A 22,543-nucleotide genomic window follows, 5' to 3' on the forward strand; every position below is an offset into this window, starting at 1 on the left:
GGCCACGCAATGCGCGCAGACGTTTCCCCATCAGCCCGTACACAGCTGGCGTGCGACCGCGCCGGCCAGGCCCACGCCTTCCACCGGTTGCCAGGCGGCGTCGTTACCAAACTGTTTTTCGACGACGGTCAGCGCGCCCTGGTACAGCGTGGAGCGCGAGACGGAGAACTGCCGCGTACGGCAATCGATGGTGTAGAGAAAGTCCGCCATGTCGCCACGGAAGGCGCCAAACATCCGTTGCAATGAACGCTTGCCCGCACGGTTGGACGCCTCCACGCGCACCCATGCACTGATCGGGCCGCTGGGCATGCGCTGCACGCTGTCGGCGTTGAGCGATGCGTAGCTGTCGGGTTGATCCGGCAGCGCGACCCAGCGTTCGGCGCCGCTGGTCGGTATGGCTGCGCTGGCGAGCACACCGGCGATCAGGCTGGCGATCACGCGGCGCATGGTGGGCATCATCGCGCCTTGGTGGTGGGGGTCGGGCTGGTGTTGCCGCTGCCCGGCACCGGAATGGCTATCGAATCCGAATGGCTGCAGGCCATGGTTACGCCGGCTTTGTCGACGTCGACCAGGACTGCGCCGGGCTTGTCGCTGTTGGTGGGCGTGCCGGCCAAGCTGCCCGACAGGCGACGCATGATGTTTTGGCACGTCGGGCCCGGGCCCTTGGGTGCCTTGGCTGGCGTGGAGGGGGCTGCGTCACGGCTGGCTGCTGCAGTGACTGGGCTCGGCGCAGTCGTCGTGGCCGCAGCGTGCACGCGTGGCAAGGCTGCCAGCGCGGCCAGCACGGCCACCGCAATCAGCAAACGCGCAGCACGCCGGGCAGACGACGTGCACAACGAACGGGAGGGGGGAGACAAAGATGGCATGGCGGTCCGGACATGGGCATCCAAATGCGCCTGCGGGTTCACCCTGGAGCAGGCGCGCTTATCGGACAGTAACGGCACCTTCCTCTCAAACTTGACGTGGCAATCTGCCTCATTGGTCACGCGGCGTGATTTGCGCTGCCTAAACGATATACGCCGCGTCAACATAATGCGTGCGCGCGGAACATTCACGCCCGCATGCCGACCAACCAATATGCCGGGGTGATTTACTCGGTGGCTGAAGCACGAAGGCCTGTCCTGAGAAATGGGCATCACAAAGGGGCATCACCAAGGTTCTCAACCAGGCCACCAGAGCAGCCGAAGACGCAGGCGGGATCAGCAGCAAAGGGGTATGTGAAGTGCCAGCAGAAAAAACGGCGACGGAAATTAAATAGGGATGGAATACCCTGTCTTTTCCGCCCTTTGTTTTTTCATGCCGGACACTATGATTCAAAACGTGGAAGCGATACCGGTGCAGCACTGTGCCGGAGCATCGTGGGTCGGTTCTCCTCTCTGGAACAGATCGACACGGTCCAGAGATTTCAGCCCGCGCCTCGTCAACTGAGCGCGGGCTTTTCTTTGTCGGCATAGCGGCTCTAAGGGCACTCTTCAGTTTTTCGCCATCGCGCCGTTGTGCATAGGGTCGAAGCGTGCAGTCTCGCTTTCTGTTGCCGTCGCTGACCAAGCAAGCGTATCCCCGATGACTCGTTTCCACCCGGCCGATGCCGGAGCCTCTCCTGTTGACGCCGCGTCGCCGCTCGCACCCGAGTCGCGCCCCGCGGTGGCGGCAGCTATGGTGACGGACGCAGCCGCGGCGGAATCCACCGGCACGGACTTCGTGGCACTGGCCAAGCTGTCATCCGACGCTGTGCTGCTGACCGTGGAGGGGCGGGTGGTGCGTGCCAACCCCGCCGCCGCGCGCTTGATGAATGCGCAGGACCCAGCACAGCTGGTCGGCGTGCAGCTCGCTGGTCTGATCCACCCGGACGATGTTCCGCAAGCGCTGCCACGCGTGGCGCGGATGGTGAGCAGTGGCCAGCCTGCCGAGCCTGTCGAACACCGTCTGGTCCGCGCCGACTACACCCATGTGCTGGTCGAAACGGTTGCCGCCGCGTGCGAGCATGAAGGCCACCCCGCCGTCATGCTGGTGCTGCGTGAAGCCGGCTCCCACCATGCACTCGAACGCCACGCCGTGCAGGCGCGTGCCGAGGCGCTGCACGCGCGCCGTTTGCTTGCCTCGGAGAACGCCGTGCTCGCGCAACTTGCCTCCAATGCGACGCTCTCAACGGTGTTGCGCCACCTGTGCCTGTACGTCGAGCAGGTCTATCCGAATGCCATGTCGGCGGTGCTGCTGCTCGACACGGAAAGCCGGCCCGACCACCCACGCCTGCGTGTGGCCGCCGCACCTACGCTGCCCGCCAGCTATGTCGCCACGCTGGAAAACGCCCCGATCGGCCCCGACTCGGGCGTGTGTGGCTGTGCCATGTTTTTGGGCGACACCGTGGTCATTGACGACGTTGCCGGGGACCCGCGCTGGCAGCACGAGCGCACTGCGGCACTGGCGGCCGGCTTTGGCGCGGCATGGGCGTTGCCCATCCGATCGTCACGCGGTGACAAGCTCGGCGTGCTCGCCCTGTTTTACCGCGAGCGCTGCGTGCCGGCGGATGAAGAGCAGCATTTCCTGGACGACGTCACCCATCTGGCGGGCGTCGCCATCCAAAAAGACGCCGTTGAGCGCGGCCTGGCTGAAAGTGAAGACCGCTACCGCCTGGCCATTTCGAACCTGCACGAAGGGGTCGTGATCCAGTCGGCGCAGGGCGTGGTGCTGGCGGCCAATGCCAGCGCTGAGCGCATCCTGCGCTTGCGCCCGGGGCAGCTGGTGGGGCGCGATCGGCTGGAAGCCATTCAGCGCGTGGTGGACGAAGACGGCAAGGAAATCCCCCTGAGCATGATGCCGTCGGGCTTTGTGCTGCGTACGGGTGAGCCGATTCTCGGCCGCGTGTATGGCCTGTTGCTCAAGACGGGCGAGCTGGTGTGGGTGCGGCAGAACATTATTCCCCTTCGCTCGACCGGTCGCCATGGCGAGGCTGTGCCGAGCAGCGTGATGCTGTCGTTTGCCGACATCACCGATATCAAACGTGCCGAGCAGCGGCTGCGCCATCTGGCCGCACATGATCCGCTGACGGGGCTGACCAACCGCAGCTTCTTCACCGCGCATCTGGACAGCGCCATCGAGCGCGCGCGTGACGAGAGCCGCGAGCTGGCGCTGTTCTTCCTCGATCTGGATCGCTTCAAGAGCGTGAACGACACCGCCGGCCACGCCTGCGGCGACACGCTGCTGCAAAGCGCCGCCGCGCGCCTGGCCGACAGCATCGGCCCCGGTGACGTGATTGCCCGCCTGGGTGGCGACGAGTTCGTCATCCTCGTCGAGCAGCGCGTGGAAGGCAAACGTATCGCCTTGCTGGCCGAGCGCTTGCTGCAGGCCATGCGCGAGCCGTTCGATACCGTCAACGGGCGCTATTACCTGGGCGTATCGGTGGGCGTGGCGCTGTATCCGCACGATGGGATTTCCGGCTCCGACTTGCTGCGCTCAGCCGATGCCGCCATGTACCGCGCCAAGCAGAACGGCCGCAACCGCGCGCAGTTCTACACGGCCGAGCTGAACGCCCGCCTGCAGCGCCGCTACATGCTCGAAAACGCGTTGCGTGATGCGCGCGACAACAACGAACTGCAACTCGTCTATCAGCCCAAGTACGACCTCGCCAGCCACCGCATCGTCGGCGCCGAGGCGCTGCTGCGCTGGAACAGCGCCAAGCTGGGGGCGATCTCGCCAGTCGAGTTCATTCCGGTGGCAGAAGAGACCGGGCTGATCGTGCCGATTGGCGAGTGGGTATTGCGCCGCGCCTGCGAACAGGCGGTGGTGTGGCATGAGGCGCTTGGCTACGACTTCCGCATGGCGGTCAACCTGTCGGCGCGCCAGTTCCAGGCCGGCGATGTGGTCCCCATGATCGAGCAGACGCTGGCCGACACCGGCCTACCGCCTACCGCGCTGGAAGTGGAAATTACCGAAAGCCTGCTGATGGGCGGGGCCGATGAGGTGCGCCCGATGTTCGACGCGCTCACCGCGCAGGGCATCCGTATTTCCATCGATGATTTCGGCACGGGGTATTCGTCGCTGTCGTATCTGCAGCGCTTCCCGATCAGCAACGTCAAGATCGACCGCTCCTTCATCACCGGCATTCCGGGCGACCCCGACTCGGTGGCGCTGACCGAGGCCATCGTCGCCATGGCGCGCGCCCTGGGCATGACCGTGACCGCAGAGGGCGTGGAGGATGCCGATCAGGTGGAATTCCTGGCCAAAGCGGGCTGCCAGGAAATCCAGGGCTACTACATCGGCAAGCCAGTCACAGCGGAAGGCTTTGACCGGCTGCTGCGCGCGCACCTCTCCGTGGTGGACGCCGGCGTGCGGGCCGCGCTGGGCTAAGAGCCGCTAACCACTCGCGGCGGCATTTTTGCCATTCGTCGCAAACCGCTCCCGCGTGCGGGAGCCGGCCCCTAAGCTGGTGGCATTCCAAATTCCCATGCGGAGACCGCCATGCCCCAATCCCTTGCCTCCATCGTGTCGCACACGCCCACCTGGGTGTTCGTGGTGTTTGCCGCGCTGATCGCCATTGGTGTGCGTCAGATGCAGCCGCGTACCGTGTCGCGCCGTCGCCTGATCGTGCTGCCGATGGTGGTGGCTGGGTACTCGCTCTACGGTGTGGCGATGGCAAGCCATGGCAGCGCGCTGGCGCTCACGATGTGGCTGGTGGCCGGCCTAGTGGCGTTTTTGCTGACGTACATGTCGCCGCCCAGCGGCGCTGTGTCGGAAACGGCGGACACCGTGCGCGTGTCGGGTAGCTGGGTACCGATGGTGGTGATCCTGGGCCTGTTCAGCGCCCGCTATGCCTACAACGTGATGCTGGCGATCCATCCGGAAGTCATGCACTCCAATAGCTTCATGGCGCTCTTCAGCGCGCTGTTCGGATTCCTGGGCGGGCTGTTGCTGTCGCGCTCGGTGCTGCTGCATGTGCGCACGCCCCGCTTGATCGCCGTGTGATTTGGCGCCCGCATGGGCGCCGCACGGATCAGCGCGCATTGATCAGCGTTAACATCCGCATGTTGCAATCTCCCTCCAATACGAGACGACATGCTGGAACTCGACGGCACCATCTGGCTGCGCGCCGGTGACAACAACTGGGGCGGACATGGCCGCATCGCGCTGCTGTCCGCCATCGGGCAGACGGGCTCCATTACCGCCGCCGCAAAGGCGGTGGGCCTGTCCTACAAGGCCGCGTGGGACGCCATCGACACGATGAACAACCTGGCCGGCGAACCACTGGTCGTACGCACGACGGGTGGAAAGGGCGGCGGCGGCAGTGTGCTCACACCGCGTGCCGAGCGCTTGATCGAGAGCTTTCGCGTGCTCGAAGCTGAGCACCGCCGCTTTGTCGAACGCCTGGATGCCGCTGCCGAGACTGCCAGCGAAGACGCCAATCTGCTCCGCCGCCTGATGTTGCGCACCAGCGCACGCAACGCGTTGTTCGGCACGGTCGAGGCCGTTGCATCCGGCGCCGTCAACGACGTGGTGACGTTGCGCTTGGCCGGCGGCCAGGCGGTGGTGGCCACCATTACGCAGGAAAGCACGCATGCGCTCGGGCTGGCGCCGGGTGTGCAGGCCGTTGCGCTCATCAAGGCACCGGCCGTGATGCTGCTGCGTGGGGCCGGGGAATGGCGCCTTTCCGCAGAAAACCAATTGCCGTGCGTGGTGACGGAGGTGCGCGAAGGCGCGGTGCAGTCGGAAGTTCGGCTGCGCTTGCTGGATGCGGAGTCCGCATCGGCCGAGACCGTGCTGGTGGCGATGCTTTCGCGCTCGGCGGTGGAAGTGCTGGAACTGGCCGAAGGCGTGGAGGCCCTGGCGGTGTTCGAGGCATCGAGCGTCGTGCTGGGCCTTGTCTGAGCCCCATGACGACACCCAAGACCCTGCTCATCGTCTACCACTCCATGACGGGCGGCACGCGCCAGATGGCGGAAGCCGCGCAGGCCGGTGCCATGGTGGACGGCAGCGTGACTGTGCGCCTGCTGCACGCTGCCCAGGCTGGCCCCGATGACGTGCTGGCCGCAGACGGCTATCTCTTCTGCACGCCCGAAAACCTCGCGGCCATCAGCGGGCAGCTCAAGGACTTTTTCGACCGCTGCTATTACCCCGCGTTGGATCGCATCAACGGCCGCCCGTATGCGAGCCTGATTTGCGCGGGCAGCGATGGCGAGAACGCCGTGCGACAGATCGAACGCATTGCCACCGGCTGGCGGCTCAAGCGCGTGGCCGAGCCCATCATCGTGTGCACGCATGCGCAGACGCCGGAGGCCATCCTGGCCCCCAAGCAGATCGGTGCCGATGCGCTGGAACGCTGCCGGGGACTTGGTGAGGCGATGGCAACCGGGCTCGCGCTGGGTGTGTTCTAGTCCCAGGGGCGCTTAGCGGTTCACCACCGCCGTCAGATGCGGGTATGGCGACAACGGCGGCGCATCGGGTGCGCGCACCGCATCGGCCACCACCCGTCCATCACGCAGCTCGAAGACGTGGTCACCAAAGATTTCGACATCCGCCGGGTCGTGCGTGATCATCAGCATCGGCACGTTCAGCCGCTGCTGCAGGGCCGACAACTCCGAACGCATGCGCGTGCGCAGCGCCGGGTCCAGCGCGGCAAAGGGCTCGTCGAGCAGCAGCATGGAGGGCTCGGCAATCAGTGCGCGGGCCAGGGCCACGCGCTGGCGTTGTCCGCCTGAAATCTGTGTCGGGTAGTTGGCCGCCACGGCACCCAGTTCGAACATGTCGATCCACTGCTGCACGCGTGGGTCGTGCATCCGATGAATGCGGCGCGGCGGGTTGAACCACCCGCGCTTGAGCCCGAACGCAATGTTCTGCGCAACGCTCAGGTGGTTGAACAACGCGTAATCCTGAAACAGATAACCGACGCGGCGCTCTTGTGCGCTGAGGTTGATGCCTTCCGTATGGTCAAACAGCGTGCGGCCATTGAGGGCGATGCGGCCGCGCTGGGGCGTCATCAAGCCTGCGATGGCGCGCAGCGTGAGGCTTTTGCCCGCGCCGGACGGGCCATACAGCACCACGCGCCGGCTTTCGGAGCGCAGGGCAACGTCCAACGAGAACACGCGCGCCGCGCTGGCGAGCGTCTTCTGCACAACAAGATCGATCATCACAGTAGGATTGGCGCTCATGCCAGTTGCTCCTGCAGGCTCGGTGCGCGGCCTTGCAGCAGGCGGCTGGCCACCACCAGCACCACGATGCAGGTGAGCGAGGTGATCAGCACCAGCGTATTGGCGGTGGCATCGTCGCCGGCCTGCACGGCTTCGTAGATGGCGACGGAGAGTGTTTGTGTGCGGCCGGGCAGGTTGCCGGCAATCATGAGCGTTGCTCCGAACTCGCCCAACGCACGCGCAAACGCCAGCAACACGCCGGCGGCGATGCCGCGCGCAGCCAGCGGCAGCGTCACGCGGAAGAACACCGCCGCTTCGGGCAGGCCCAGCACGCGTGCCGCATTCTCCAACTGGTGGTCCACGCCTTCGAACGCGGCGCGCGCGGACTTCATCACCAGCGGAAACGCCACTACGGTCGACGCGATCACCGCTCCCTGCCACGTAAACACGAGTTGGATCCCCAGACCGTCCAGCCACCCGCCGATGGGTCCGCGCCGGCCCAGCAGCACCAGCAGGTAGTAGCCGAGCACCGTCGGCGGCAGCACCAGCGGTAGCGTGAGCACGGAATCGATGACATCGCGCACGCGGCTACGCATGCGTGCCAGCGCGTAGGCGGCGCCCACGCCCAGGACGAGGTTGAGCGCCGTTGCCCAGCCGGCCACCTTGAGGGAGAGCAGCAGGGGCGTCCAGATGGAAGCAGACATGCGAGTGCGTTGCCAGAGGGGGCCATCGCCCAGCCGGATGACCGTTGGGTCGTTGGGCGCGGGCGACGGAATGGGTGAACTCATCGCAATATAGGGTTGGTGATAACGCTCGGTCAATCCTGACAGGATGATGGCCGGCATACGGCAAGGGGCATGGAAACGCCGTCGCATGACAACTGTCGGGAGGGGTTTATGCTGCATTGCGACATAAGCCACGTCGATAGTAGGGCACTAAAAAGTTTTGTTGGACAACGTTGCCGCCGACTTGCAACAATGCGCCAAAACGTAAGCCGGACGTCGCTTTTCACGATCCGCGCCCGCGGTGTACAGGGTCACCGCACAGCAACAGTCATCCCCCGGGGGGGAACAGCCTCGGCTATGTCCGGTATGTAACCGGCGGCCGAGCGGGTGTTTCCACCATGACCGGAGGACGGCAATGGCCGCCGCACATCGCTCAGATGGTTTGCAGGCAGTACGTTTCCCCCGCGCCGAAGACCTGGCGCTGCTGATGGACATGCGCACCACGCTCCACGGTGCGCCGCAGCCCGATGTTCCACCCCATGCGAACACGGCCGTCCCGCTGGAGCTGGACGCCTTGCCGGCGTCGGAAGGCATGGCACCGCTGCCCGGGCACGCCGACCCGCTGACCACCCGTTCCATCCCGGACGATGCAGCCAACGGTGATCGCTTTTTCGTGCCGCTGCCACCGGGCACCGAGATCCTCCCCGTCGACGAGCATGCGCTGACCTTCGAGCCCGGCCCGCTGCCCCCAGGGCGACTGCGCCTTGCCGCAGAGTTGCAGGCTGCAGGCAGCGTGGCCGAGCGCGCCCGGATCGTGTCTGGGTTGATGGGGCTGATGGGTTTCTCGTCGCTGGCGTATGCGGTGACTGAGCAGCACGAAGCCGCACCGCCCACCGTGGCCATGCTGAGGAACTACGTCAGCCCACGCTTCGTGCAGCGGTATTGCGACGATCGCCTGTTTGCGGTCGACCCGCGCCTGCCCGCGGTGTTTGCGACGGGCATGCCGCTCGTATGGGATTTGGCGTCGCTGGCGCGCAGTCAGCCGCGCATGGAGCCGGCGTTGCGCACTTTCCTGCAGATGATGGACGAGCATGGCCTGCGCAGCGGCGTGATGTTCAGCCTGGGCGCAGGCAAGGGCATGAGCACCGCGGTGGTCAGTTTCAGTTCGCCACATGCGGGGCGCGAGTGGATCAGTGACAGCGTGCTCGGTCAGTCCATCCTCTTTGGAATGGCGCTGCATCAGATCTGGCGCGCGCCGCTGCAAACGTTCGCGCGCAACGCGCACGTGTGCCACGAAGAGCCCATGCTGTCGGCCATGCAGCGCCGCGTGCTGACGTGCCTGGCCGCCGGCATGAGCGACAAGGAAATCGCCATCAAGCTGCAGACCACGGCGCACAACGTGGATTACCACCTGCGCCTGATCCGTCGCCGTTACGGTGCCACCAACCGCGCGCAACTGGCCTACATTGCCGGCCGCCTCAACTTGATCTGAGTGAAGGGGCAAGCGAAGCTGCCGTGCGGCACTGAGAGCGGGTGAGGCGCAGCGCATACACCCAGATCAGGGTCGTGCAGCAGGATCGTGAACAGGTTCCAAGGAAAGACCGCTACTGGATCGCGTAGTCCCCGGCATGGAGCCCGCCGGTTTCGCGCGCTTTTCTACGAATTTTCCGGATAGGCGTGCTTGGCAAGCGCGGCAATCATGGGCGAGCGCTCGTAGTCTGCCCAGGAGAACCGTAATGCTCAGAGCCATCGACGGCGGTGGTGGCATCCCGACGCCACCACCTCAGCCCATCCAACCGCCGCCGGCGCCCAGTGCACGCGATGTGTCTGATGCCGAGACGGCGCTGAAGAATGCGCTCCAGGGCAAGGCCCCCGACGATACGGCGGCGCTGAAGGCTGCCATTGAGAAAGTCCAGCAGACGCAGCCCGGGGTCAGCCGAGAGGCGCTTGCGCGGGCCGCCATCCTGCTGCAGGCCGCGCACAACGGCCCGGCGCATACCACGGCGCAACAACCCAAGGTCGACGCGCTGGAGCAGGCCGCCAGCCAGGTCGGTCTCACGCACGTGTTCGACAACACCACGTTGGACACTGCCACGCACGCGCTGTCCGACAAACCGCTGGCCACCGACCAGGCCCCGCCCACGCAAGCCGTGACGCTGCAAGACGCACGAGCCGCCATTCAGGCGGGGCTCGACGGCGGCATGACCGAGGCCGAGGCCGTCAACGCAGCGCGTGCCCAGCTTGGCGGCAGCGAGCAAAACGAGACGGTCCTGAGCGAAGCCGCCCTGACCATCGCGGCCGAAAAAGCCGTGGCAGACGGCAAGGTGCCGGCCGATGCCGACCCCATCCAGGTTGCCGCCAAGCAGGACGTCTGGCTCAACAATTTCTCCAAACCCGCCATCGACGACGCGGTGAAGGCGCTGCACGTTGAGCTCAAGCCGGCCGCCAACCTGGACGACACCGTCAAGGCCACCCAGACCGCCTTCGAGACCTGGCAGAAAGACAAGGCCGCCAATGCCGACGCGACTACGCTGGCGCGTGACAAGCAGGCCTACCACTCCGCGCTTTCCGATGAACTGAACGCCGCTGCCGGCCAGCCCGACAGCCAATGGCGTGCCGATCCGCTGCAGACCGAGCGGCGCCTGCTGGCCGAGCGCCTGGTCGCGCAACGCAACAGCGCCGCAAGCGGTACGCCAGGCGCGCAAGGTGCACCTACCGCTGCCACCGTGCTGAACGACCTGCACGCCGCGCAGATCGTCGACGCCGCTCAGGCCGCGCGCGCGTCGGGCGGCGCCGATGGCAACCTCAAGGCAGCACAGGCGCTCACCCAGCAGTTGCGCGGCGTGGCCAACACCGACCCGCTCTATGCGAGCGTCATGGACGACGCACGTACGCAAGACATCCAGGCCAGCGCGCTGCAGGACATCACCCACGCCAGCGGCAAGAACCCACACGACACGCTGGTGGCCGAAGGCAACGCGCTATCGCGCTACAAGGACACGGTGCTGTACAAGGGCCTCGTGCAATCGGTGCTGAACGCCGGCATCACGCACGACAACATCACCAAGGTGGGCACGCCAGGTGAGCTGCGCGACATCGCGGCGCTGCTCGAAGACGTGCAGCGCGCCTCGCCAGAGCTGGCGCAGGCGCTCTACACGCAAAACCTGCAGGGCAAGATCGACAGCAAGATCAAGGCGGGCGACCCCGAGGTCTACGCGCCCTCCATGCAAACGCTGGACAAGCGCGACGACTACTACGGCCCCATTAGCCGCATCGTCAACGCATTGGGTGGCCCGAAGAGCGACGGCGCGGCTCATGTCATGGGCAGCCTGAAGGCCTTCCTCTATAACGCGCAGGCCGACCAGGACCGCTACAAGGAAAACGGCTACACGCCACCCAGCACACCGTTCGACACGCTGGGCCTGGCCAAGGCTAACAATGCATCGATGGCGCCGTACCAGACCATCATCGATGAAGACCCGAACGGCGCGCTGTCGAAAACGCTGCAGAAGCACACCGGCCTGAAGCCATCACCGCTTACGGTGCAGGTCGGGCCGGACGATGCGGCCCACCTATCCAAGGCCCAGGCGGCGCTGAACAAGGCACTGGGCGGCGGCACGGCCGATGCGGCTGGCCTGCAGAAGGCGCTCGATGCCGCGCGCAACGACAAGGACAACGCCGACATCAGCAACTCGACATGGGCCCAGGCAGCGGTGCTGGCACGTGCGCAGGCGGTGACCGTGGCGCGGCAACAGGACAACACCGGCGACAAGACAGGAGACAAGGCCGGGCAGCCCCCCAGCGACCCCATCGACCAGGCCACCAAGGACGTCGACGGCGCCCAGCTGTTTACCGAACAGGACCTGCAGGACGGCGTGAACGCCCTGCGCAAGGGCACCTTGGCGGCAACGCCGGATGCCAAAACGCCCGACACGCAGCGCGACGGCGCCCAGCCCGACACCACCGCCCATCTGGGTCAGCTGGTGGCCAGCGGCATGACACTGCCCGAGGCCATTGCCGCCACGCGAGCCTGGCTTGGCGGCAACGAACAAAACGAGGCGATGCTGACGCAATCCGCACTGACGGTGGCGGCGCAGCAACATCTGGAGGACTACTACCAGGACCCGACCCAGGACCCCGTCGATGCCGGAGCCAAGGACCTCGCCAAGCTGAACGTGCTGGACCCGGACGTGCTGCGCGTGACGGCCGGGATCATGAAGCAGGACATCCAGCCCGACCAGAAGGCACTGGACAGCGCCGTCACGCAGGCCCGTACCGACTACGCGGCGTGGCAAGACGCCAAGGCCAAATCGGACAAGGCGCCCGACAACGCGGACCTCAAAGCCGCTGCCGCACGCGCCCTGCAGGCGTATCACAACGACCTTGACCAGGCGCTGAACGTCGCCGCCGGCCACAAGCCCGACGATGGCGATTGGCAGCTCAACCCCAACAACGTCGATACCCTGTGGAAAGCGCAGAACGCTGTCACCATGGCTGGCATTGCGCCCGAGATGGACGCAGCGCGCGGCACCGGCAAGGACTCCCCCGAGTTCAAGCAGTTGCTGACGAGCTTCCAGCAATGGCAGATGGGGCTTGGCGCGCAACAGGTGCTGCACATTGCCGCGCATGCCCTGCAAACCAACGGCGGCCCGGGCAAGGGCGACGCGGCGGCGGCCAAACGGCTCACGGGCCTGCTTGCCGGCATGCAGTCCGGTGACCCGCTGTTCGACCAGGTCATGGGCGACGCGAGCATCTCCGGCCTGCAGCAGCGCGCGCTGCAATCCATCCTCGACCATGCACCCATGATGTGCATCGCCGCCAACAACGGCAGCGATTCGCCGCAGGGCCGGCTCACCGCCATGGGTACGGCGCTCGATGCCTACAAGGGCACGATCTTCTACGCGCAACTGCTGGACGACACGATCCAGGCACCGCAGACCCAGTCGCTGTTTCAGCAGAGCGGCGCCCAGGTATTCGGCAAGGACAAGGGTGACCAGGCCAACGCCGCGGCCGATCAGATGAACGGCGTCGCGCCGGACCTGGCCGCTGCGCTGTACCACAGCCAGCTCCAAGGCAAGCTGGACGTGACTGACCTGAAAGCCATGTCGCGCATCTACGCGGCCGCGGGCGGCGCACGCAACCAGGACATGACCGACCTGCGCAAGCAGATCGAGGGCCTGATGCTCAAGCCCATCGACAAGGGCGGGCTGGGCACCGAATCGGTAGATTCACGGCTGAACACGACGTACTTCGTCGGCGGCGATGGCATGGCTGTGGTCACCGGCCAGGACTTCGGCCTGGGAGACGTCAAGGACGACAACGTCCCGATGCAGCTCACGCAGGACATCCTCGGCGACAACATCGGCGACGACGTCAGCAAGGAGATCCGGCGCGAGACCGGCTACAAAGACGCCGCCAAGCCGCCGGCGCCGGTCAGCACCGCCCCCGCCACCGCGAACGCCCCGAACACGAGTCCGCCGCTGAAGAACGACCTGCACTGGGCGCCCGACACCGCAGGCGTGAGCTCGGGCACCACCGCCGGTGTCACGGCCAGCGGCAACACGGTCGGGCTGCCTTGGCAGGACGGCATGCACACCGTCACCAGCCAGGCCGAGGTGTACAACGCCGTGGGCCAGGCATACGGGCTGGACCCGACGTATACGGCACGCACGCTGAGCGACCAGCAAGCCATGGCCGACGGCCAGTTCAATGAATACAACGGCAACGAAGTCGTCTACGACCACAAGGGCCACAAGACCACACTGGCCCAAGTGGCTAGCCAGCTCATGCACGGCGAAGGCGTGAACACGCCCAGCGGCACCACGCCCGTGGCGCTGACCTCGCTGTCGATGCAGTGGTGGGACAACCGCGAGGGCAAGGGCGACGCCAAGCGCCTGGCCATCATGGAGGGCATCGGCACCGACGGGCGCTATATCGACGTGGGCCCGGCCGATACCACCGTGCGCAATGGCTATGGCGACTGGGAATCGCACAGCGGACTGGATCGCGGCCTGCTGATCGCCCAGCCGCACTGGGTGGTCGATGCCAACGGCAACCTGATGACCGGCGACGGTTACTGGAAGACCTACAAGCCCGACGACCACTGGTACAACTGGGAGCACCTGAAGACCGACCTGGAGATCGGCCTGACGGTGGCGGCCGGCATCATCACCACTGTCGTGCAACCCGAGACGGCGGCGCTGTGGGCCGTGGTGCTGTCGAACCTAGCCGATGCGTACTTTGCGGTGACTGCCGTGGCGGGCGCGGCACAGTCGATCAAGGCGCTGTCCACCGCCAAAGGGCGTGACGACCCGTGGAACTGGGTGGGCCTGGGCGCCAACGTGCTGGGCGGCGCGGCAGGCGTAGGCGGGCTCGTCAACCGCACGGCCGTGGCCGCAGCGCGCGTGGGCGCCTACAACACCGACTTCATGGAGGCGATCAACGCGGTGCGCATCACGCGCGGCGCCAGCGCCGAAGATGCCGCGCGCATCAGCCTGCTCAATGACAATCGCTGGGCCTTGCGCCCGTTCCAGAACAACCTTACCAACGCCGTGCTCAGCCGCGCGCTGTATGGCTCGCCCGCGGCAACCGCCAACGCGGCGCAACGGCTGAATGCCGTGTTCGGCGTCACGCGCAACCCGGGTGTCGTGGCTGATCTCACGCAGGGCACGCTGCGCCTGCAGCGGCTGAATGAGGCCATCCCGCTGCTCAACCGGGCCGACGTGCTCGCCAGGCTGCCCGCACGCGTGCGCCGGCTGGCGGGGCTGCAGTTCCTGGGCGGCGGCGCCCTCGCTTATCGGCTGATGGGCACCGGCGCGCTCAATACCAACCTCGCGGCCATGCTGCATCAGGGGCAATCGCTGGTGGCGAACAACGGCCAGGCCACGGGCGAAGACTGGGTGCAGTTCTTCACCTCCGCCGGGCTCATGGGCGCCGGCATGGGCGTGGCGCGCCAGCATGGCGCATCGCAGCGGCAGGCCTACGAGGCGGCGGCAGCCAACCTGGCCGCGTCTGGCGTGCGCATGCCGGGCGTGGCGCCCGACGCGGGCAGCATGCCGGTACAGCGCGTGCTGCCGGAGCTGGGGCCGCGTGGTGCCGAATCGGCATTGGAGTCCCAGCAGGCGTTGCTCGCCAAGGTGCAGGCAGACGGTACAGGCCGGGGCGATGGTGCATTGAGCAACAACGAGGTGTACCGCTTGTACGCCCGCACGGGCGGCGTCACCGGCCCGGAAGACACCATGCCGGGCGAGTTCTATTTCCCCCGCCTGATCGCATTGGCAGAGCAGCGCCCCGAAGGGGCCTATACCGTGTCGCAAGCCGACGGCGCCTTCGTCGACAGCACCATGCCAACGGAAGGCCGCGCGCGCACCACGTTCTATCACTTCCTGCGCGAGGATGGCTTGGTCGACCCGGACGCCGTCACCGAGCGTGTCTATGTCAACGCAAAGACGTCGCATGTGCTCGACGTGCTCGACTTCCTGGTGCGCGGCGTGGTGGACCAGCCTGGCCGCTTCCCGGGCATCTATGCCGCCAAGGCGTCTGGGCCCGACGCCGCCGGCCCGCGCGCCGACAACATCGTCGTGTATGCCACCGACCGCGCGGCCGTGGACCGCGTAGTGGAGGCATTGCGGCATTACCAGCAGCAGCATCCGGACCACTTCCACGACACCGTGCCGTCGATGACCGAGGCGCAGATGCGCGGGGTGTCCACCGCGGCGGAACCGACCCCCGCGATGGTCGACCGGCTGCTCAACGCCATCGACAGGTTTGCCGCCGGCAACACGCAATTTGGCACCACCGACATCGGCCGCACGCCCAGCTCGGAACAGAGCTTTGGCAGCATCCGCGCCTACGCGATCTCCTTGGCCCAGCACGACACCGTGCTGGCGCAGCAGGCCGCCGCGCAATACGGCGTACCGTTCGATTACAGCGCCGCGCTGCAGAAAGCCACCAGCCGGCGCTTTGCCGAGATCGGCATCGACCCCGCCAACCCGGCGCGCAACCTCGGCGGCCCGGTGGAACGCCCGGCCGGCTCGCCCGACTACAGCGGCACCGGCACGCAATACCGCCCGCAGGACGGCACCTACCAGACCACGCCGGCCGACCGCGTGACGATGTCCTTTGCCGGCGCACCGCTGCCGCCCAGCGCCCACGCACTGATTGGCGCCTCCGACACGCTCACGCGCCAATTGCGCCTGCTGCACGACGCCGGCTGGACGGTGCGCCTCGGACACAGCAACCGTGGCTCTGCCGTGGATGCCGAGCGCAAGACCATCACGCTCGACGCCAACGCGCCCGACGCGGGAGCGCTGGTCTACACGCTGGGCCATGAGGCCGACCACGCCGTGAAGGTCGAGCTCGATCTGCTGGGCCTGCAAGGCCACAGCGAGGGCAGCTTCGTGCAGACCTCGCTTGCCGCCGAGGCCAGCGCCCAGGGCAACGCGTTCAACGTGCGCGACGAGGTGCTGGCCGCAACCGGTGTGGACATCGGTGCCCGCGCGCAGATGCCGCAGCCCCTGGAACAGGCCTATGCGCAGTGGGATGCCAACAACCCCGAGGCCTACCTGCGCTTGGCGCAGACCATGGGCGGCATGCGCACGTCCATCGCGCCGGACCAGACCTACGCGCAGTACTACGCCTCGCGCTGGAACGGCGCGGCGCCCGGCACACCGCACATGCCGGCTCCGGCATCGGCAGCCGCATCCAACGCGCAAAAAGCTGCCGCGCAGGCCGCCGAATGGCTCGACGTGAAAGACTTGCGCACGCTGCGGCACGTGCCCGGCGCCGAGGTGCCCAGGCTGAGCGATCTGGCCGGCAAGGCGGGCAGCAACACCGTCCTGATCGCGCTCAAGGACACCAGCCAGCCGGACGGCACGCCCGTCATCATCGCGACCACGCAACTGCGCGACGACGGCACCTTCGCGCCGCCCCAGGCCGTACGTGGCAGCAGCGTCCCCAAGATCGTCAAGCGCGCCGTGCGTGGCGATAACTCTGCAATGCACACCGCACGCAAGGGCGTCGATTTCTATATCAGCCCTGTGTCGTACGAGCGGTTGCAGGCTTTTGGTGGCCCCTCGCGCATCAATAGCGGCGACACTTCGCACGTGCTATCGCCCACGGCCGACCAGATCGACACCGAGGTGGTTGCCCACATCCAGCAGCTCGGCGGGGCCAAGCGCTACAAGAGCGTGAAAGAGGCCACCGGCGCCGCGCAGGACGGCGACGTCATCTACGTGATCGACAAGAAGGGCGGTGCCCCGAAGGGCCATGCCAAGCGCGGCACCGACGGCACATGGACATACCACGTGGATGCACCCATGGACGGCGCCACCGTGCCCGAGCGCAGCCTCGAAGCCGCCTTTGCCAAGCAGCAGACGCATGGGGCACGCACACTGCGCAGCGCGCCGCGCGGGGTGCGCTTTGTGGTGAGCTCGGTGCAGCCCGAGACAGTCAAGGAACTGGGCGGCTTCCTTAAGCCGCGCACGCTCTGGAAGCAGGCTGAATACGGCATGCCGGCCTTCAAGCCGGGCGAAATTGCACAGGCCGCCACCACACTGAACCGGCAGGCCAACGGCGGCTTCCTGCGCGGGCGCGCGGCGCAGCTTCTGCAATGGCGGCAGCGCACGCTGGAAACACCCGTTACGGCCGGCACGCCGCTGCAAGCGTCGGCTCACGCCTACGCCAGCACGCGCATGCTGCCCGAATCCGACGCCCATGCACTCGACTACAGCGGGGCGAACATCGCCCACCTGCGCGACCTGGTGAAACAGGGCCTGCTCGAAGCCGGCACGCACTACATCTACGTCTACGAGACGGCCGACAACGCGGGCAAGCTGGGAGGCCATACGCCCACCGGCCGCCTGGAGCCCAACGGCAATACCCTCATGTGGTATGACGCCCGGAGCAAGGCAGCCACGCAACACAACGGCACCCCGGCCAACGAATTGGCAATCGGACACGACAGCTTCGGTGCGGATACCCACTTCCTGCTCACGCGTCTGCCGCCCGATCAATTCGAGGCATGGCAGCGCAGCGGCACCGGCCTGGAGATCGGCGTGTTCCAGCCGGTGCTCTCCAGCACCACCACGGCGGCGCTGCCACCCGACGCGCCCAAGCTAGGCAACCTCACCCGCCCGCTGGACGAGGTCGAACTGCTGGCCGGCAAGGAGGCCGACCCCTATGCCAGCAATGTCGAATTCAAACCCGTCAAGGACCACGCGCCCGAGGTGGTGATGGCCGATGCGCAGCTCTGGCGCAAGCTCAAGCTCAAGCTGCGCGTGGCCCGTGACGTGGCCGCCAACACCGTGTCGCGCCGCGTGCCGTTCGCGGGCAAGCGCGCTGCACAGCGGTTCTCGGCGGCGGCCACGGCAGACCGGCACATGGTCAACACGTTCCTGCGTTCGGAATTCCCGCTCCAGGCACGGCTGGCGCCGATGGGCCGGGCATACCGCCTGCGCGACGACCCCGCCCGCGCACTGGCGTTCATCAAGAAAACGGGCGGCGCCATGCCGGTGATCTCGCTCGTGGTCGACCCGTATTCGCTGCGCGCCGCCGTTGGCAAGCGCCAGGACCCGAGCTTTGTGCAGGCCGCCAAGCAGATCGACGTGAACAACGCCACCATCGACCATGCCAACGCGCAGATCAAATCCGGCAGCGGCGCCGATCAGAAGAAGCTGTTCCTGGACGATCTGCACCAGTCGCGTCTCGACAAATGGCTCGACCTGTCGTCGCAGACCGGCGTGGTCATCCGCCTGGAGTTCGCGCCGTCGCGGCCACTGATCGGTACCAACGGCCACTTCACCGCGCGCACCAATGACGCGTACGACAACCACGTGCGGCTGTTTTCGATGCTTGAGAAGTGGGGCGCCGCCCACCCCGATGCGCAGCAGCCCCACGTGATGGTCAGCTTCCACGGCTGGGATACGGTGCTTGAGCCGGTGCCGGGCGGGGGCAACGCCAAGCTGGTCGAGCAGGTGTTGGAGCGCCCCACGCTGCCCTGGGTGCATATGGGCGTGTCATACGCCACCAATGGCGCCGACGCCATCGCCAACGAGCGGCTGAACACCACCGTCGCCGACATGGTGCTGCGCTTCGAGCGCGACGGCGCGCCCACCCAAGGCCGGCTGCATGGCGACGATGCCCTCACGCGTGTGTTTGAGCGCCCGTCCAAGAGCCAGTACGACGCGCAGAACCAGGTGCTGCTGGCCGAGATCGCGCGGCTTGGCAAGCAGAAGTACAACCTGTCGGACAGCCAGGTCAATGCGATCATCGACCGCGTCTTCAACGGCAACACGAGCGCGCTCGTCAATCGCGCCCGCGCCACCGAGATCGACTTTGCCAAACCGCTGTGGGAAGCCAAGCGGCGCCTGAGTCCGACAGAAAAACGCGCCAATCAGTTTGCCGACCAATGGACGACCGAGATGGGCGTGGCTGCGCGCCCCGCGGGCGCCAAGGCACTGCCGGCGTCGGCCAGCAACCAGGCCACACCCCTGCCCACCTGGCGGCAGATGGTGGAAAACGAAAAAGCCCTGTCGGTGGACGCGTCCGGCGAGCCGCAGAGCGCGGGGCGCGTGGAAACCACGCAGACCGCCCGCAAGATGCTGGTCAAACCCGAACAGGCGTCGGCGGAACTCAATGCACTGGGTGTGGAGGGCGCCAAGCCCAAGCTCGGCACGCGCGCGCGCGAAGTGGCGACCGTGGGCGCCTCCGTGGCAGGCGGCGCGGGCGCGGTGCTGATCGGCATACCGGGCACTGGCGCCAATACCGTTTCTCTGGCCGGCAACCCATCCATGCTGCTGCTGCGGGTCGGACGTTCGGCGCAGGTGCTGCATCAGGCGACGATGGCGACCATCGAACGGGCAGACCCGCGTGTCTTTAGCGAGGCCACGCAGACGATGGTCGACCGGCTGGTCAAAGCACTGCCGGACCACACGTCGGAGAAGACCGTGCCGGCCAACCTGACAGAGATCGAGGGCCGCCTGCGCACGTTCGTTGCCGAAGCCAACTGGAGCGTGCACAACATCTACCAGCGCCTGGGCAATCGGGAAATCACGCGCACGCAGGCCGGTGAGGCCACGCAGGCCGTGTCGGCGGATCTGGTCAAACAGATCCAGGCCGTCTTCAGCGGCACCGGGCTGCAGCAGGTGCATCTGGGCCACCCGCGCACCAAGCTCGGCTACTGGGGCCGGCAGATCGCCATCGGCGGCTACAGCGCGGGGCTGGCCTCGTATGCGCATGCGATGGCGACCAAGGCGTGGACACTGGCGCACGATTCGGCCGTCTGGTATGTGCTGCCCACGGGCGGCACAGTCGCGTCGATCGCGTACACCACCGGCGTGCTGCTCGGGCGCGGACGCAACATCGACATTGAGCAGCGCAGCCGCACGGTGCGGGGACTCGATATCTCGGCAGACACGCTCGCCGCTACCGGCGGCATGCTGCTGGGCGCCGCGCAGATGGCGGGTGGCGACTACATTAAGGGCGTCCCGATGCTGTTGTCGTCGGGCGCGCTTGGCCTCTCGCGCTTCAGCTCCCACTTTCCGAATGCGTCGGAGTTTGTGAGCAAGCACAAGATCGCTATCGCGCTGCTGCCGCTGTCGGCGTATGCATTCAACCTGATCAAGCCGCTGTTCATACAGGACGACAAGAACAAGCGCCCGCCAGGCACACCGGCTGTCACGCAATCGCCTAGTGCATCACCAAGCGCATCGCCGAGTGCATCGGCATCGCCTTCGGTGTCACCGTCGCCAACGCTCTCACCGTCTACCTCGCCTTCACCGTCGGGCAGTGCGAGCGCGCCCTCAACCAGCCAGTCGCCCAGCCAGTCGCCCAGCACATCGGCCACCCCGCAGCCCACACATTCCGAATACGTAGTGCAGCCGGGCGACACGCTCAACGGCATTGCAGACCGGTATCGCACGCCGCTGTTGCACGAGGCGCACGTCTCCGACGCGCAGCGCCAGACCATGTCGGACGAGCAGCAGGTCCAGGCAGCGCTGGCGCAGTTGCTGCAGATCAACCCACAGTTCGCGCATCGCAATGTCGGACTGATCCAGCCGGATGAGCCGATCGTGATCGTGCCGTGAGCACCATCGCTGCGTTGCCGAGTCGGGTCCCCACCGCCCGTAGGGCGACGTGGGCAGGCTCGGCATCGACTGTCAACAGCAGGCTGCCGCCGATCACCCCATGCTGGAACTGATCGTGAACAGGTGCTTAGCGCGGCAGTGCTATGCAGCGCAGGCAGGACGGACCATCGGCGCGGTTGCACGCAATGATCATCACTTGCCGGCCGTTCTGACCGGTGCACGCGCTGCCGGATAGCACTCTGGGCTGTGCTTGCGCTGATGCTGATGCCGGCGCTGATGTGGACGCGGTGCGTGGCGGTCTTGGGGCCGGTGCACCGCCGCCAGCGGGTACCACCGGGATCGGCTCAATGCGCGCCTGGCCTGCATCGGGCACGATCGCGGGAACATCCCCGGCGTTGGCGACGACTTTCTGCACGTAGCCGTGGCGGAAACCGGTCTCGAAATTGCCGCTGTAGTAGCACGACAGGGCGGCGCGCAGTGCCTGCTGTTGATCACCGTAGCGCGGCAGGGAGCGCGCAAAGCATTCAGCGAGGATGGTGCCACCCGCGCGCAGGTTGCGACAGGCATCGAAGGCCGTCTCAATGGTTTCGCCAAAGCGCGCGAGGTTATAGCGGTTGACCTGCCCGAGCCCGATGCTGAAGTTGTAGCCCTGGCGCTCCAGGGAATGCGCTGTCGCCACGGCTTCTTCCAGCGTCGCCGGCTGGCGCACCAGCCTGCCGCCGACCACGCCAATCGCGTACGGGTTGTAGGCGGATTCCGTGCGGACCAGCGCTTCGAGCGTCAGGCGATCAACGCGGGGTGCGCACGTGGCGGCCAGCGTGGCGAAAGTACGCGCGTCGATGCGCGGTCCGGCCATCGCGGAGGCGCCCACTAGGCAGGCCGTGAGTGCCATGGCGGCAACGATGAAGGCATGCGCACGCATGGTCGCCACCGCTATCGATAAGACAGCACGAGCCCGTGCACCAGCACCGACCAGCCGTCGAGCATCACGAACAGCAGCAGCTTGAACGGTACCGAGATGGTGGTTGGCGCAATCATCTGCATGCCGAGCGCCAGCAACAGGTTGGCGACAATCAGGTCCACCACCACGAAGACGATGTACAGGACAAAGCCCACCTGGAACGCCTTGATCAACTCAGTGAGCGTGAAGCTCGGTACGAGCACGGTCAGGTCGTCGTTCTTGAGGCCGGCGGCGCGCTCCTTGGGCCAGATGCTGGTGGCCGATTTGACGAAAAAGTTGCGCTCTGACTCCAGCGTGTGCGCCTGCAGGAATTTCTTCACCGGCGGCTGCGCGGCATCGAGGACGGCGATCACGTCATCCACGCTCATCTGGCTGCTGAGGTTGAAGTTGCGCCCGCGCAGGTTGTCGACCATCTCCATGCCGACCGGTGCCATGATGAACACCGTCAGGATCAGCGCGATGCCGTTGAGCACGATGTTGGGCGGCACTTGCTGAATGCCCAGCGCCGAGCGCAGCAGGCCAAACACCACCACCAGCTTGGTGTAGCTCGTGACCATGAGCGCGGCAAAGGGCGCGATGCCCAGTGCCGCCACCACGGCAATCATCGCGACGGGATTGGGCAGGTTTCCCATGGGGCGTGTCGAATGTCGA

The 22,543-nt window shown here is 66.5% G+C and carries 12 protein-coding genes; 6 read left to right on the top strand and 6 right to left on the bottom strand.

Annotation, left to right across the window (positions count from 1 at the left end; translation table 11 throughout):
- Positions 1–30: 30 nt before the first annotated feature.
- Entirely contained in the window at positions 31–447 is a 417-nt protein-coding gene (locus tag ACN9M1_RS18680; RefSeq protein ID WP_426400681.1) for a hypothetical protein, read from the bottom strand.
- 8 nt (positions 448–455) lie between these two features.
- Positions 456–866 carry a glycoprotein gene (locus ACN9M1_RS18685; RefSeq protein WP_426400051.1) on the bottom strand — a complete coding sequence of 137 codons (411 nt, stop codon included), beginning with the start codon at positions 864–866 and terminating at the stop codon, positions 456–458.
- A gap of 697 nt (positions 867–1,563) precedes the next feature.
- On the opposite strand from ACN9M1_RS18685, the gene ACN9M1_RS18690 reads away from it, so the two are divergent.
- The 4 genes from ACN9M1_RS18690 (at position 1,564) to ACN9M1_RS18705 (ending at position 6,368) form a co-directional block, all read left to right on the top strand.
- Positions 1,564–4,347, top strand: a complete 2,784-nt coding sequence (locus ACN9M1_RS18690) for an EAL domain-containing protein (RefSeq protein WP_426400052.1) — start codon at positions 1,564–1,566, stop codon at positions 4,345–4,347.
- Positions 4,348–4,458: 111 nt separating this feature from the next.
- Positions 4,459–4,962, top strand: coding sequence for a DUF6622 family protein (locus ACN9M1_RS18695; RefSeq protein ID WP_426400053.1), 504 nt, complete (start codon positions 4,459–4,461; stop codon positions 4,960–4,962).
- A gap of 90 nt (positions 4,963–5,052) precedes the next feature.
- Entirely contained in the window at positions 5,053–5,862 is an 810-nt protein-coding gene (locus ACN9M1_RS18700) for a TOBE domain-containing protein (RefSeq protein WP_426400054.1), read from the top strand.
- 5 nt (positions 5,863–5,867) lie between these two features.
- Entirely contained in the window at positions 5,868–6,368 is a 501-nt protein-coding gene (locus ACN9M1_RS18705) for a flavodoxin family protein (protein WP_426400055.1), read from the top strand.
- A gap of 12 nt (positions 6,369–6,380) precedes the next feature.
- Here the strand turns inward: ACN9M1_RS18705 and ACN9M1_RS18710 are convergent, their stop codons facing one another.
- Together ACN9M1_RS18710 and modB are read right to left on the bottom strand one after the other, a co-directional pair.
- On the bottom strand, positions 6,381–7,142 hold the full coding sequence (locus ACN9M1_RS18710; RefSeq protein WP_426400056.1) for a sulfate/molybdate ABC transporter ATP-binding protein: 762 nt from the start codon (positions 7,140–7,142) through the stop codon (positions 6,381–6,383).
- Positions 7,139–7,825 carry a molybdate ABC transporter permease subunit gene (gene modB, locus ACN9M1_RS18715; protein WP_426400057.1) on the bottom strand — a complete coding sequence of 229 codons (687 nt, stop codon included), beginning with the start codon at positions 7,823–7,825 and terminating at the stop codon, positions 7,139–7,141. The genes ACN9M1_RS18710 and modB overlap by 4 nt, the downstream gene beginning before the upstream one ends.
- A 436-nt stretch (positions 7,826–8,261) precedes the next feature.
- On the opposite strand from modB, the gene ACN9M1_RS18720 reads away from it, so the two are divergent.
- Together ACN9M1_RS18720 and ACN9M1_RS18725 are read left to right on the top strand one after the other, a co-directional pair.
- Positions 8,262–9,338 carry a LuxR family transcriptional regulator gene (locus tag ACN9M1_RS18720; RefSeq protein ID WP_426400058.1) on the top strand — a complete coding sequence of 359 codons (1,077 nt, stop codon included), beginning with the start codon at positions 8,262–8,264 and terminating at the stop codon, positions 9,336–9,338.
- Positions 9,339–9,582: 244 nt separating this feature from the next.
- A complete protein-coding gene (locus ACN9M1_RS18725) occupies positions 9,583–20,931 on the top strand; it encodes an LWXIA domain-containing protein (RefSeq protein WP_426400059.1) in 11,349 nt (3,782 codons plus the stop codon).
- A 127-nt stretch (positions 20,932–21,058) separates the two neighbouring features.
- On the opposite strand, the gene ACN9M1_RS18730 is transcribed toward ACN9M1_RS18725, so the two are convergent.
- Both ACN9M1_RS18730 and sctR read right to left on the bottom strand, forming a co-directional pair.
- On the bottom strand, positions 21,059–21,853 hold the full coding sequence (locus ACN9M1_RS18730; protein WP_426400060.1) for a lytic transglycosylase domain-containing protein: 795 nt from the start codon (positions 21,851–21,853) through the stop codon (positions 21,059–21,061).
- Positions 21,854–21,864: 11 nt separating this feature from the next.
- Positions 21,865–22,524 (bottom strand): type III secretion system export apparatus subunit SctR, encoded by a 660-nt coding sequence (gene sctR / locus ACN9M1_RS18735; protein WP_426400061.1) that lies wholly within the window; start codon positions 22,522–22,524, stop codon positions 21,865–21,867.
- Positions 22,525–22,543: the final 19 nt, after the last annotated feature.

The sequence above is a fragment of the Ralstonia sp. R-29 genome, assembly GCF_049913345.1.
Lineage (GTDB): Bacteria > Pseudomonadota > Gammaproteobacteria > Burkholderiales > Burkholderiaceae > Ralstonia.